Annotated in this window: 13 protein-coding genes; 2 read left to right on the top strand and 11 right to left on the bottom strand. The window is 56.9% G+C overall.

Going from position 1 to position 12,738, the window contains the following annotated elements; translation table 11 throughout:
* Positions 1 to 12: 12 nt before the first annotated feature.
* From GDA65_01805 to typA, 3 genes are all read right to left on the bottom strand, one after another.
* Positions 13 to 474 (bottom strand): redoxin domain-containing protein, encoded by a 462-nt coding sequence (locus GDA65_01805; protein ID MBA5861433.1) that lies wholly within the window; start codon positions 472 to 474, stop codon positions 13 to 15.
* A 178-nt stretch (positions 475 to 652) separates the two neighbouring features.
* Positions 653 to 1,408 (bottom strand): hypothetical protein, encoded by a 756-nt coding sequence (locus GDA65_01800; GenBank protein ID MBA5861432.1) that lies wholly within the window; start codon positions 1,406 to 1,408, stop codon positions 653 to 655.
* 37 nt (positions 1,409 to 1,445) lie between these two features.
* Positions 1,446 to 3,326, bottom strand: coding sequence for a translational GTPase TypA (typA, locus tag GDA65_01795; protein MBA5861431.1), 1,881 nt, complete (start codon positions 3,324 to 3,326; stop codon positions 1,446 to 1,448).
* Between the two features lie 223 nt (positions 3,327 to 3,549).
* Between typA and GDA65_01790 the strand changes: the two genes are divergently transcribed.
* Positions 3,550 to 5,943: a PBP1A family penicillin-binding protein gene (locus tag GDA65_01790; GenBank protein ID MBA5861430.1), complete on the top strand. Its 2,394-nt coding sequence runs from the start codon at positions 3,550 to 3,552 to the stop codon at positions 5,941 to 5,943.
* 117 nt (positions 5,944 to 6,060) lie between these two features.
* Here the strand turns inward: GDA65_01790 and iscX are convergent, their stop codons facing one another.
* Genes iscX through GDA65_01755 form a run of 7 tightly spaced genes read right to left on the bottom strand, consistent with a single transcriptional unit; the run spans position 6,061 to position 11,361 of the window.
* On the bottom strand, positions 6,061 to 6,273 hold the full coding sequence (gene iscX / locus GDA65_01785) for a Fe-S cluster assembly protein IscX (GenBank protein ID MBA5861429.1): 213 nt from the start codon (positions 6,271 to 6,273) through the stop codon (positions 6,061 to 6,063).
* 21 nt (positions 6,274 to 6,294) lie between these two features.
* Positions 6,295 to 8,115 (bottom strand): molecular chaperone DnaK, encoded by a 1,821-nt coding sequence (dnaK, locus tag GDA65_01780; protein ID MBA5861428.1) that lies wholly within the window; start codon positions 8,113 to 8,115, stop codon positions 6,295 to 6,297.
* A 5-nt stretch (positions 8,116 to 8,120) separates the two neighbouring features.
* Positions 8,121 to 8,852 carry a Fe-S protein assembly co-chaperone HscB gene (hscB, locus tag GDA65_01775; protein MBA5861427.1) on the bottom strand — a complete coding sequence of 244 codons (732 nt, stop codon included), beginning with the start codon at positions 8,850 to 8,852 and terminating at the stop codon, positions 8,121 to 8,123.
* A gap of 8 nt (positions 8,853 to 8,860) precedes the next feature.
* The gene (locus GDA65_01770) at positions 8,861 to 9,220 is read right to left on the bottom strand and encodes an iron-sulfur cluster assembly accessory protein (protein ID MBA5861426.1); all 360 of its coding nucleotides are present in this window, start codon (positions 9,218 to 9,220) and stop codon (positions 8,861 to 8,863) included.
* A gap of 20 nt (positions 9,221 to 9,240) precedes the next feature.
* Positions 9,241 to 9,624: a Fe-S cluster assembly scaffold IscU gene (gene iscU, locus GDA65_01765; GenBank protein ID MBA5861425.1), complete on the bottom strand. Its 384-nt coding sequence runs from the start codon at positions 9,622 to 9,624 to the stop codon at positions 9,241 to 9,243.
* Positions 9,625 to 9,667: 43 nt separating this feature from the next.
* The gene (locus tag GDA65_01760; protein ID MBA5861424.1) at positions 9,668 to 10,885 is read right to left on the bottom strand and encodes an IscS subfamily cysteine desulfurase; all 1,218 of its coding nucleotides are present in this window, start codon (positions 10,883 to 10,885) and stop codon (positions 9,668 to 9,670) included.
* Positions 10,882 to 11,361, bottom strand: coding sequence for an Rrf2 family transcriptional regulator (locus GDA65_01755; protein MBA5861423.1), 480 nt, complete (start codon positions 11,359 to 11,361; stop codon positions 10,882 to 10,884). Before GDA65_01755 ends, GDA65_01760 begins: the two co-directional genes overlap by 4 nt.
* 225 nt (positions 11,362 to 11,586) lie before the next feature.
* Between GDA65_01755 and GDA65_01750 the strand changes: the two genes are divergently transcribed.
* The gene (locus GDA65_01750; GenBank protein ID MBA5861422.1) at positions 11,587 to 12,003 is read left to right on the top strand and encodes a 2Fe-2S iron-sulfur cluster binding domain-containing protein; all 417 of its coding nucleotides are present in this window, start codon (positions 11,587 to 11,589) and stop codon (positions 12,001 to 12,003) included.
* Positions 12,004 to 12,030: 27 nt separating this feature from the next.
* Here GDA65_01750 and GDA65_01745 read toward each other — a convergent pair whose 3' ends face one another.
* Complete coding sequence (locus tag GDA65_01745; GenBank protein MBA5861421.1) at positions 12,031 to 12,729, bottom strand: hypothetical protein; 699 nt, start codon at positions 12,727 to 12,729, stop codon at positions 12,031 to 12,033.
* Positions 12,730 to 12,738: the final 9 nt, after the last annotated feature.

Below are 12,738 nucleotides of genomic sequence, written 5' to 3'. Positions count from 1 at the left end.
CCCTGTCCTGGCTTAGCTCAATTTCGCGAGAGCGGCGAGAATGTCCTTGTCTTCCCGCGCGACCTTGATTTCCTGAACTTTGACGTAGGCCACTTTGCCGTTCTTGTCGACGATGACCGTTGCGCGCTTGCCGCAATTCAGCGGTTCAAAATACAGCCCGTACTTCTTGACGACTTCGCGGTTAAAGTCGGAAAGGAGGCGGTGCTTCAGATCCAGCGAATCCGCCCAGGCCTTGTGAGAAAAGAAGCTGTCGCAGCTGATGCCGAACAGTTCGGCATGGGCGCTTTGGAACTTGGGAAAGTCATCGGTCAGGCACTTGTTTTCACCCTGACAGACCGGGCTCCAGTCGAGCGGGTAGAACGCGAGCACGACGTTGCTCTTCCCTCGAAAATCGCTCAGCTTGACGTCCTTCTGGTCCTGATCCTTTAATGTAAAATCCGGCGCGGTATCGCCGACTTTAATTTCTGCAGCCACATCACTCATTGAAATCCTCCTAGGTTAGACCTGCGGAACTGCGCAAACTCATTCGTGGTACCATGCCTGGAAAAACCTTGTCAACGGGGCCAGAAGGCCTAGGCGGAGAGGTTGACCAATCACAATCACTTGATTTCGTTTGGGTTGCGTGGTGTGCGGGGTTATCCGAAGAGGTGGATCAAAGCTGGTCGGTCGTGATTTGTCGAAAGGCCACCATGCGGCCGGTTGGTGCGGCAGTGCGATGCCTGATGAATCGAATGGTATGGGCCAGAGCATGGAGATCCATGGTGCATCCCACCTTCTGATTCTGTCCCTTTCGCAACACCCCGTCAGCGGCGCAGTGCAGGAGCGCGATGGTCTCTCTCTCCGGAAGGCCTCGTGGCTGAATCACTTCCAGCTCGTCTAAGCCGAACTTTGTGAGACCGAGCGTATAGAGCCAGTCTGACGAACGATCAGCGGTCTCGCTCTGTTGGACGGTGATATGGTCGGCAGCGACAAACACATTCAGCGGCCGGTCATTCCAATCCGAAGGGTTCAGATATTCATGGCAGGCGACATCGAAGGCTGTGCCTTGTGTGAGTAGCGTCAGGCCGCGGGCGAGTCGGGCGGTGACCAGCACGGTGTCTGCGATGGTACTGGGTGTGGCGGAGGAGAGAGACACGGCGCCGAGTTGCTGATGATCCCACGACAGGACCTGCTGCCATTGTGCCGCTTCGGAATCAGGCAGACTCGCCAGGATATGTGCACGCCAGGGACCGTGGCCGGCGCTGGCACGGCCTTCCGCGATCTGTTCAATCCAGGCGAGGGGGCCTCCATACTGGAGGTCGTACCAGATCTTCAGCTCATCGAGGGACGGCGGCATTCCTCGATAGCCGACTACGTAGAGCGGAGCCTTTGCGGGCGCAGGTTTCGGGGCTTTTTTCCGAATCTTCATGCAGTCCGCACGAGCAGGCGCGAGGCTCTGTCGGGGATTACTTCGCGCTTTTCTTCGCCTTCCGGCGGTCGTCAGGATTGAGGAGCCGCTTACGAAGGCGCAGATACTTCGGTGTCACCTCAACCAATTCGTCCTGGCCGATATACTCCATGGCGAATTCGAGCGACATTTCACGCGGCGGCGTGAGCACCAGGGCCTCGTCGGTGCCGGCGGCCCGCATGTTGCTCAATTGTTTCTGCTTGCACACGTTGACGTCCAGGTCTTCGTCGCGGCTGTTTTGCCCGACGACCATCCCTTGATAGACCTCGACCGACGCGCCGATGAAGAGTTCGCCGCGTTCCTGAGTCATAAAGAGTGCATACGCGGTGCTGGTTCCGGCTTCGAAAGCCACCAGCGAGCCATGGGGCGCCACGAGCAACGCTTTTTCGTCAGCCGGGGCATACCCCGAGAACACGTGGTGCAAAATGATGGTGCCGCGCGTCTTCGCGAGCAGAATGTTTTTGAGGCCGATGATGCCGCGCGTCGGGATGTGATACTCGATATGCATTTCGCTGGCGGTGCCCTCGGAATGCACGAGTTTCATATGGCGGAGTTCTCCGCGCCGTTTTCCGATCTCCTCGATCACTGGACCCTGATATTCCGAAGGGACCTGGATCGTCAGTTCTTCAAACGGTTCCGTGACCGTGTCCCCGTCTCGATGCAGAATGACTTCCGGCTGCGAGATTTGAAGCTCATACCCTTCACGCCGCATCTGCTCGATGAGCACGCCGAGATGAAGTTCGCCTCGTCCGGCCACGAGGAATCGGTCGGCGCTGTCGGTCTCCTGGACGCGCAAGGAGACGTTGGTTTCCAATTCCTTGAACAATCGTTCGCGCAGGTGGCGTGACGTCAGGTATTTTCCATCGCGGCCGGCGAAAGGACTGTTGTTCACGGAAAAGGTCATTTGCACAGTCGGTTCGTCGATCGTGACGCGTGGAAGCGCGACGGGATTGCCCGGATCGGCAATGGTATCGCCGATGTTCACTTCTTCCAGTCCGGAGATGGCGACGATTTCACCGGCTTCAGCGGACTCTACATCGCTGCGCTCAAGGCCGGAGAACACCGCAAGGTCGGAAATCTTGCCGGCAACCTGACCGCCGTCTTTGGTCAGAGTCACCACGTTTTGACGGCGGGCGATCGAGCCGGATTGAATTTTGCCGATCCCCATTTTGCCCTTATAGGAATCCTGCGCCAGAGCCAGCACCAGGAGCTGGAACGGGTCGTCGCGGTTAATAGCCGGCGCGGGGATCTTGTCGAGAATGGTTTCCAGCAGCGGAGTGATATCCGTCCCCGGCTGTTTGAGGTCAAGGGTCGCGATGCCTTTGATGGCGGAGGCATAGACAATCGGGAAATCGAGCTGTTCGTCGGTGGCGCCCAAATGCACGAATAAGTCGAAGGTACGGTTGACGACATCGTCGATGACGGCGTCGGGACGATCGATCTTGTTGATGACGACGATGGCTTTATGTCCGAGGGCCAACGCTTTCCGCAAGACAAACGTGGTTTGCGGCATGGGGCCTTCCTTGGCGTCGACGAGGATCAGCACGCCGTCCACCATGCGGAGCGTGCGCTCGACTTCGCCGCCGAAATCGGCATGGCCCGGCGTGTCGACGATGTTGATCTTCACCCCTTTATACGTCACGCTGGCATTCTTGGCCCGGATGGTGATGCCGCGCTCGCGCTCCTGATCCATTGAGTCCATGATGCGTTCGCCCATGTCATCGATTTTACGATGCACATGGGTCTGCCGCAGCACCGCATCGACGAGAGTGGTTTTCCCGTGGTCGACGTGCGCGATAATGGCGATGTTGCGAATATCGGTCCGACGACCTTTCGGCGCGTGCAAACCTGTGGTGGATGAGGGCGCTGAGCTGTTCATAATCTCCAATGCCGTGAAAGTGCCAAAAAAAAGACGCCTTCCTATGAAGGCGTCTAATCCTATGGACTATACCCGATTCAAATCGCTTCCCGCAAGCTGATTATGGAATGTGCGATGGAAACTTCTTTCGACGACGATTCGCGCCTTGCTTGAGTTTGTCGGGTGCGCATTGTATGGTGGGGTTGTCGCGGGTTGACCGCTTTCCTCGCTACCACCCAACTTCATGCCTGAACTCGATCACTTGCTCGATAAGCCGGAGAAGCCACGTCGTCGTCGGCGCTGGTGGAAAATTGTTCTGATCGGACTGCTGCTTGCCATTGTGCTTGGCGGCGGGGGAGCTGCCGGCACGCTCTGGTATTTTTCCCAAGATCTGCCGTCGCTCGATCCACTCCAGAACTATCAGCCCAGTTTGGTCACGCGCGTCTATTCAGATGACCGGCAGGTCATCGGCCAGTTTTTTATCGAGCGGCGTTTTCTCAAGCCCATTCAGGAGATGCCTAAAAGCCTGACTGAGGCTGTCATTGCGACCGAAGATACGCGGTTTTTTGAGCATCCCGGGCTGGACATCGTGGGAATTCTTCGGGCCGCGTGGACCAATATTCGCCATGGCGGGCGGAAGGTCGAAGGCGCCAGCACGATCACGCAACAGCTGGCGCGGTCGCTGTTCCTCTCAGCGGAGCGAACGTTCGATCGCAAAGTGCGCGAACTCATCCTGGCCTACAAGATGGAGTTGGTGCTGTCCAAGGAACAGATTCTGGAGATGTATCTCAACCAGATCTATTTTGGGCAAGGCGCCTACGGTGTGGCGGCGGCCGGTCAGACCTATTTCGGGAAGGAACTGTCGAAACTCACGCTGGCTGAATCGGCTTTCCTGGCGGGGCTTCCCAAATCGCCCAGCCACTACTCGCCGTTCAAGGCCTATGATCGGGCCAAGAAGCGGCAGGAGCATGTGCTTAGCCGCATGACAGAGGCGGGTTTCATCAGTGTCGCCGACCGGGATCAGGCCATTGCAGAAAAACTGAACTTCCGCCGCCCCGGCAGCGAACATCTTGGTCCGTATTTTGTGGAATACATTCGCCAGCTCCTGGTCGCAAAGTTCGGCGAAAGCATGGTGTACAAGGGTGGACTGGAAGTCTTCACCACGCTCAACGCCGATATGCAGAAAGCGGCGGAGGCGGCCGTGTTTAACGGCTTGCGCGACGTAGACAAACGCCAGGGCTGGCGCGGACCGCTCCGCACCGTTGATGTGGCCACCCTGGAAGTTCCGGCACACGATCCCTCCGTAAAGCTCGCCGAGGGCGATATGATGGAAGGGGTGGTGACAAAGATCGCGAAGGATCATGTGCTGGTTCAGATCGGCGGCGGCACCGGCCGCCTCGCCTTCGACGACATGGCCTGGGCTACCAAATATCTCAAAGGCAAAGATCCCACGAAGGACGCCGTTCCAGTCAAGAACATCAAGCAACTCCTCACGCCCGGCGATGTGATCGAGGTCGGGGTGAAGAAGCTTGACAAAGAGGTCGTGCATCTACGGTTGGAGCAGACACCGGTCGTCGAGGGCGCGCTTGTGGCCGTCGACCCCAAAACCGGCGCCATCCGCGCCATGGTCGGCGGGTATGATTTCGCGCGCAGCGAATATAATCGAGCCGTGCTTGCCCGCCGTCAGCCAGGGTCGTCATTTAAACCGATTATCTATGCGACGGCCATGAATCAAGGGATGAGTCCGGCCTCGGTGGTGTTGGATGCGCCGGTGGTGTATGAGCAGGAAGAAGAAGATAAGACCTGGAAACCCGAAAATTACGGCAAGCGTTTTCACGGCATCGTCAGCCTGCGGGAGGCATTGATCCATTCACACAACCTCGCGACGGTGCGGCTTCTAGACAAGGTCGGGATTCGGAACGTGATCGATTTTTCACGGACCGTGGGCGTCGTGAGCCCGTTGGCCGCGGACCTCTCGCTCGCATTGGGTTCTTCGAGTGTCGGCTTGATGGAACTCGTGTCGGTCTATGGGGTGTTTGCCAATCAGGGTGTGCGCGTGGAACCCTATGCCGTAGCCAGCGTGCAGGATAGCGGGGGGCGCACGTTGGAGCAGGCGGCCATTCAGCCGCGCCAGGTGGTGTCCCGTGAAACCGCCTACCTGATCACGAACATGATGGAAGATGTGATCCAGCGCGGCACGGGCATTGCGGCGAAAGCGGTCATTGACCGTCCTGTGGCGGGAAAAACCGGCACGACCAACGATTTTACTGATGCCTGGTTCATCGGTTCCACGCCCAATTTGGCAACCGGAGCGTGGGTAGGATTCGATGACCGTCGTCCCTTGGGTGAAACTGAATCAGGCGCGCATGCAGCCTTGCCGATTTGGATCGCATTCATGAAGGACGCCCTCAAGCAACTGCCGGTAGTGCCCTTTGAAATTCCCGAGGGGGTCATGTTTGTCAAGGTCGATCCCTCGACGGCGCTCCTGACCGATCAGGATGAACAACGTGGCACGGTGGAGTTGTTTACCAAGGGCACGGAACCGACGAAGAGTGCCGGCTCTAAGATCGATCCCACCGAGTTTTACAAACTTGACCAGGCCCAGGAAAGTGTTCCTCCCGCTCCCGTCGAGCCGTAACGGAATCGCCCCTCAGCGAGTCTGGATTGTTGCCGATGGCAGTTTCCCGCGCGCCCGTTACGTGACTTCGCTGGCGGCATCAGGTGGGTATTGGGGGGAGCGCCTGTGATAGACCGATCAGGACCGGGAGTCCTGATATTCCTCGTGCCAGGCCATCTGGATGGATTCGAGGATTTTCTCGTTTGATTTTTTGGGATCGTCTTTGAAATCCGGGAGGGCGACGATCCAGGCGTGCATGTCCGTAAAGCGGATGGTCAGGGGGTCAGCATCCGGGTGTTCTTCCACCAAGCGAATTGCAATATCTTCTGCATCCTGCCATTTCAAATCCATCAGGGCTCCTCGCGTCGGGAATCACGTCACGTCAGAGACTTTTTTGCCTTGGAGTCCTTGCTTCAAGGAATCGTCCAGCATGGCCACGGTGAGGCCTTTGGCGGCTTGTTCCAGATCGGCCATACGTCCGCGGATAGCACGGGGGTCGGTTCCCTCTTTGGCCGAAGCCAAGGCGGCGAGTGCCGCGTGAATCGTAGCGACTTCCTCTGCCGCAACGAGATGTCCGCCATCGGCCAATGACTTTTCGGTGGTCGTGATCAGAGCGCCCGCATCCAGCCGGGCTTCGATCACTTTTCGCGCGCTGACATCGTCCGCCGCAAATTTAAATGAGTCTTCGATCATCCGTTCGACTTCTTGATCCGACAATCCGTACGACGGTTTGACATCGATGGACTGGGTCGCGCCAGTCCGCATATCCTTGGCCATGACATTCAGAATGCCGTTGGCATCGATCAGGAATGTCACTTCGATCCGGGGGACTCCCGCCGGCAATGGCGGAACCTTGAGGCGAAAGCGGGCCAGGCTGCGATTGTCCTTTGCCAGCTCGCGCTCCCCCTGGAGAATGTGGATGTCCACACCGGTTTGGCCATCGACATACGTCGTGAACATTTCCTTGGCGCTTGCGGGAATAGTCGTATTTCGTCTAATCAAACTGCTCATGACGCCGCCCATGGTTTCAATCCCCAGGGACAGCGGGGTGACGTCGAGCAACAACATGTCGGTCGTGCCACCGCTCAAAATATCGGCTTGCACCGCAGCGCCGAGCGCGACGACTTCGTCCGGATTCAGTTCGCAATGCGGATTTTTGCCGAAGAGGGCCTGAACCCGTTGGCGGACGAGCGGCATACGGGTCGATCCGCCCACAAGCACCACTTCATCAATGTCCGTCGGATTGAGTCCTGAATCTTTCAGGGCCAGGCGACAAGGCCCGAGAGAGCGCTCAACCAAGGCGCTGCAGAGTCCTTCGAGTTGGTCGCGTGTGAGCTCGCGCGTGAACCGACCCTGTCCGTTCGGCAGGTCGAGGCTCACCGTGGTTTTGAGTTCCTCCGACAGGCGAATCTTTGCGCGCTCAGCTTCCAGGCGCACGGCCTGCATATGATCGGGATGGGTGCTCAGATCGAGCCCATGTTGCGCGCGGATCTCATTCAGCAGCAGATCGGCAACTAGCTGGTCAAAGTCGTCGCCACCGAGATGGGTATCGCCGTTTGTGGCGAGGACCTCGAAGATGCCGTTTTTCAACTTCAGGATCGAGATATCGAATGTTCCCCCGCCCAGGTCGTAGACGGCGATGGTCCCCTGTGTCTTCTCCTGGAGGCCATAGGCCAGTGAGGCGGCGGTCGGCTCATTGATGATGCGCAAGACTTCCAGTCCCGCGATCATGCCCGCATCTTTCGTGGCCTGCCGCTGGCTATCGTTGAAATAGGCCGGCACCGTGATGACGGCCTTCGTGATGCTTTCTCCGAGAAAGGCTTCGGCGCGGAGTTTGAGTTCCTTCAGAATCATCGCGGAAATTTGCGGCGGCGAGTAGGACTTCTCGCCCAGCTTGATCCGGATGACTCCGCCCTTTTCGGTGAGCGTGTAGGGAAAGTAGGTGAGTTCGCCCTGCACATCCGCGAGGCTTTTGCCCATGAAGCGTTTGACGGAGTAGACCGTGCGTTCAGGATTTCTTGTGAGATGCTCCTTGGCCGGATCGCCGACGATCAGTCCGTTATCAGTGAGTGCGACAACGGAAGGGACCATAGCGCGTTCGTGGCGGGCCGAAATGACGCGCGGGGTTCCCTTGTCCATGTAGGCGACAAGAGAGTTCGTGGTGCCGAGATCGATACCGACAATGCGTGCCATAGGAGTTAGGCGATCGTTTCGACGAGATCGTTGACGATATTTTTTACATACGTGCGGTTGGAAAGAAGGTCCCGCATGTCTTTGAGAATGCGATTTCGTTCCGCTCGCGCTTGCTCAGTGGCTTCGCCGCGATCTTGCAAGGCATCCCACCGGCTGAACAATTGTTGGAGCCTGGCTTCCATATCCCGCTGCCGTTCCTCGAGATTCGTTCGATCGGCATGGAGTTTTGCGCGGAGCGTGGCGGCATGGTCTGAGGCGCGATCGCTCTCCCGGAATTCGTCAAGCGTCTCCTGCAGCTCAAGGATCTCCTCGAACAGATCAGCGGGCGGCGACGTTCGGATCTCTTTCACCGACCCGGCTTCGAGATCCAGCAGATACTCGGCGCGTTGAATCGGATCTCGCAGAGTGCGATAGGCCGTGTTCAGCATGGCCGAATTATCGAGACTGATGGATTGCTCCGCATCGCTTTTGTTCTGATAAAAATCAGGGTGAAATGCCCGGCTTAATTCGTAAAACTTGGCTTCCAGGACTTGCGTATCGATGACGAGGCGCCGAGGGAGCCCAAAGCAGGTGAAGTAATCGAGATCTTTCGATACCGGTTGAACTTTCACGCAGCGGTCGCAAAAGTATTCGCCGGCCATTTCTGACTGGCAATGCCAGCACATGCTGCGGGCCATCTGAAGCTCGCGGCGGTCGTCGGTGCTATGGGGATGATGGGAATGTCCACTCATTTGCATTCGCTCGCTCAGGCTGAAAACGATTCGCCACAGCCGCACGTTTTATTGGCATTCGGATTCACAAACTTGAAATTTCCACCCATCAGGTCTTTCTGAAAGTCCAATTGAGTGCCTTGCAGATAGATGGCGCTCTTGGCATCCACAATGACCTTCACACCGTCGAATTCGTACACCTGATCGTACTGGCCGATTTTTTCATCGAAGTTGATGGTGTAGCTCAGTCCGGAACAGCCGCCTCCTTTGACGCCCAGACGGAGGCCGCCTTCCTCAATGCCTTGGACATTGATGAGGCGCTTCACTTCTTTGAGCGCGGCATCGCTCAGAGTAATGACCGGGGCTTGGGGATCGGCATTCGTGGTGACGTCCATAGTGCGCTCCTTCCTGTCGGTTACTTCGGGTCGGCCTTCTTTTGATAGTCGGCAAGAGCCGCTTTAATGGCATCCTCGGCCAAGACCGAGCAGTGAATCTTGACTGGGGGCAGATTGAGCTCCTGGACGATATCCGTGTTCTTAATCTTGCCGGCTTCCTCCACCGTTTTGCCTTTCAGCCATTCGGTGGCCAGGCTGGAGCTGGCGATAGCGGAGCCGCATCCGAAGGTTTTGAACTTCGCGTCGACAATCGTATCGTTTTGAACCTTGATTTGGAGCTTCATGACATCCCCGCACTCGGGGGCGCCGACGATGCCCGTACCCACCCCGTCTTCTTCCTTCTTAAAGCTGCCCATATTGCGGGGATTGTTGAAATGGTCGACGACTTTTTCGCTGTAGGCCATGGTGTCCTCCGAAAAGAATCAATCAGATGGTGATGGTTTCAAATTAATGCGCTGCCCATTGCACGGTTTTCAGGTCGATGCCTTCTTTCGCCATTTCATAGAGCGGCGACATTTCGCGCAGCTTGGTAACGGTTTCAATAATCTTCTTCGCGGCATAGTCAACCTCTTCGTCGAGCGTGAAGCGTCCCAGACCAAATCTGATGGAGGAATGCGCGAGCTCCGCTCCCACCCCCAAAGCTCGCAAGACGTAGGAAGGTTCCAGCGTCGCGGAGGTGCAGGCCGAGCCGGAAGAGAGGGCGATTTCTTTGCAGCCCATCAGCAGCGATTCACCTTCGACATAGGCAAAGGAAATATTCAGATTGTGCGGGAGTCGTGCTGTCGGATGGCCGTTCAGATAGACATCCTCCAGCGCCTTGGTAATGGTCGCATGCAGACGATCACGCATGACAGAGAGCCGCGCGGCGTCGGCGGCCATTTCCTGCTCGCAGAGCTCGCAGGCCTTGCCGAATCCCACGATCAATGGCACGGGCAGCGTCCCGGATCGCATGCCACGTTCGTGTCCGCCCCCATCCATTTGAGCCGCGATGCGGACCCGGGGGTTCTTTTTTCTGACATACAGGGCGCCAATGCCCTTGGGTCCGTAAATTTTATGGGCGCTGAAGGACATGAGGTCGATCCCCATCTCTTGCACGTCGACCGGGACCTTTCCCACGCCTTGGGTCGCATCGCAGTGAAAGAGGATGCCCTTTTCTTTGGCGATCTTCCCGATTTCCTTGATGGGGTTGATCGTCCCGATTTCGTTATTCGCGAACATGACGGAAATGAGGATGGTTTTGTCGGTGATCGCCTTACGGACGTCCTCCGGATTCACCATGCCGAACTTGTCGACCGGAAGATAGGTGACCTTCACGCCGCGCTTGGTTTCGAGCGTCTTGGCAGTGTCCAGCACCGCGCGATGCTCGGTTGACGAGGTGATAATGTGGTCGCCCTTCTCGTGGTACATCTCCACCACCCCTTTGAGAGCCAGGTTGTTGGATTCGGTGGCGCCACTCGTGAAGACGATTTCTTTGGCATCCGCGTGGATTAACTTGGCGATTTGTTTGCGCGCGGTCTCCACACCCTCTTCAGCCTCCCATCCGAACGCGTGGTTCCGGCTGGCGGCGTTCCCGAACTTTTCCGTGAAATAGGGGAGCATTGATTCCAGCACCCGAGGGTCCATCGGGGTGGTCGCATGGTTATCCAGGTAGATGGGGAACTTCATCGCTCGACTCCTTGTTGTTCCGTCGCGACGGATTGAATGGTGATGAGAGGGGTGCCCCCCAGCATATCTTGCAAGGTCATATTATTCAGAAGCTGATAGATGCTGTTCTGGATTTTCAGGAGCGGGGTCCGGATGTTACAGTGCTCGCGCTGCATGCAGGCATCGCCGTCTTTCTCGTGTGAGCAATCCATGATGCCGAGCGGTCCTTCCAAGCTTTCGAGTACGTGGGCAATCGTGATTTCACGTGGATTTTTGCCGAGGAGATATCCACCCTTGGGGCCGTTATGGCTTTCAATGATGCCGCTCTTGGAGAGGGTTTGAAGGACTTTCGCCAGTAGTTCGACCGGAATGTGATATTCCTCGGCGATTTCTTTGGTGTTCACCACACGGGCATGAGCGACATCGCCATATTGGTTGGAGGCAATATGTTGCAGCGCCATTAATCCGTAATCTGCCTTTTTTGATAATTTCAGCATGGCCTATTGCCGATCTTTAAAGTCGGAGACTATAATGATCTCCGATCAAATGAGTCGTACAAAAGCTATCATGTGATCTTTTATACTGTCAAGGGCGAGAGAACTCCGAGGGGAGTCCGAGAGCGGAAATATATGGCTTCCAGCTGGAACGGCCGGGTGATGGGCAGGTGGATAATCCGGCATATCTCTTAGTCAGAGGAATGAGAAGAAAAGGGGCTGAGCAACATGGGTGGAACGAATCCCTATATTGAAAAGGCCGACATTGAGTTACCGTCTCAAGCCTACACTGTGACTTTCATTTTCCCGGACAAAACCGAAAAGAAGGTGGCGGTGCAGCCGGACAAGATTCCCTATGGTCCGACGGGGCTGCCGGGCAGCATTCTGGATATCGCCATGGGGAATGACATCGATCTGGAGCATGTCTGCGGAGGGGTTTGCGCTTGCTCTACCTGTCACGTCATGGTGAAGAAGGGCCTGGAGACGTGTAATGAGGGGACTGATGATGAGTTCGATCAGTTAGACGAGGCTCCCGCCACGACGTTGCAGTCCCGGCTCGGGTGCCAGTGTGTGCCGAATGGAAGGACAGACATCACGGTGGAAATCCCCGCCGTCAACAAGAATCTCGCGAAGGAAGGTCATTGATCCAGCAAGACACAGCCTGGTTAGGCTTCAATCGTATGTTTCGAGCTTCACTTCCCGGCGATCAAATCCCAATTCCATAAACAGGCTGCGCAGCGGGCGGGCAAAAGCCTTGATCCCTGCGATCATCGGTGTGACGCGGTGGCCGTTTCCGGTAAGTTGTTTGATCGCCTCCACCGTCCCTGCATGGCCCTCCGGGGCCTCGCTCACAAACGGCAGATACTGAAAGTTGGAATGCCTCGCGGCCAGCGCCGTGAACTCTTCGTGGTACAGCTGTTCGCTGGTGGTCGGTGCATGGGCAATCAGAGTGGTTGAGGGCAGGGTGTCCTGTTCCGCCAGAGCACGGACCATACAGCGGAGCGGAACAAGGCCTGAATAACGGCCGATCAATAGCAGGTGCTGCGTTTTTGGTTCGGGAAGCACGAAATGACCATAGGGGCCCGACAGAGGAACGTGGTCCCCCGGGTTACGTGACGAGAGATAGCCTGAGCCTTTGCCTCCCGGTACATGATCAAAGACGAGCGTGAGATGTCCCTCGGGTGTCGGGGGCTCCGCCAGTGAATAGGCACGATTCAACGGTGGATGGTCTCCGACTGGCAATTGAAGGGAGATCCACTGCCCCGGCTTAAACGCCAGCGGAAATTCAACCGGGCGGAGCACGAGTTCTGTGGTGTGCGGCGTCAAGGCCGTGAGCGAGACGACTTCAGCAAGTTGTGTAGGTTCAGCCATGGATTGTTC

Source organism: Nitrospira sp. CR1.1 (assembly GCA_014055465.1).
Lineage (GTDB): Bacteria > Nitrospirota > Nitrospiria > Nitrospirales > Nitrospiraceae > Nitrospira_A.
The sequence above is the reverse complement of the archived record's forward strand: the minus strand, read 5'-3'. Positions and strand labels throughout refer to the sequence as shown.

Coding starts and splice junctions, on each gene's coding strand:
- GDA65_01800 (MBA5861432.1), bottom strand. CDS start 1,408: ATGAAGATTCGGAAAAAAGCCCCGAAACCTGCGCCCGCAAAGGCTCCG.
- typA (MBA5861431.1), bottom strand. CDS start 3,326: ATGAACAGCTCAGCGCCCTCATCCACCACAGGTTTGCACGCGCCGAAA.
- GDA65_01790 (MBA5861430.1), top strand. CDS start 3,550: ATGCCTGAACTCGATCACTTGCTCGATAAGCCGGAGAAGCCACGTCGT.
- iscX (MBA5861429.1), bottom strand. CDS start 6,273: ATGGATTTGAAATGGCAGGATGCAGAAGATATTGCAATTCGCTTGGTG.
- dnaK (MBA5861428.1), bottom strand. CDS start 8,115: ATGGCACGCATTGTCGGTATCGATCTCGGCACCACGAACTCTCTTGTC.
- hscB (MBA5861427.1), bottom strand. CDS start 8,852: ATGCAAATGAGTGGACATTCCCATCATCCCCATAGCACCGACGACCGC.
- GDA65_01770 (MBA5861426.1), bottom strand. CDS start 9,220: ATGGACGTCACCACGAATGCCGATCCCCAAGCCCCGGTCATTACTCTG.
- iscU (MBA5861425.1), bottom strand. CDS start 9,624: ATGGCCTACAGCGAAAAAGTCGTCGACCATTTCAACAATCCCCGCAAT.
- GDA65_01760 (MBA5861424.1), bottom strand. CDS start 10,885: ATGAAGTTCCCCATCTACCTGGATAACCATGCGACCACCCCGATGGAC.
- GDA65_01755 (MBA5861423.1), bottom strand. CDS start 11,361: ATGCTGAAATTATCAAAAAAGGCAGATTACGGATTAATGGCGCTGCAA.
- GDA65_01750 (MBA5861422.1), top strand. CDS start 11,587: ATGGGTGGAACGAATCCCTATATTGAAAAGGCCGACATTGAGTTACCG.
- GDA65_01745 (MBA5861421.1), bottom strand. CDS start 12,729: ATGGCTGAACCTACACAACTTGCTGAAGTCGTCTCGCTCACGGCCTTG.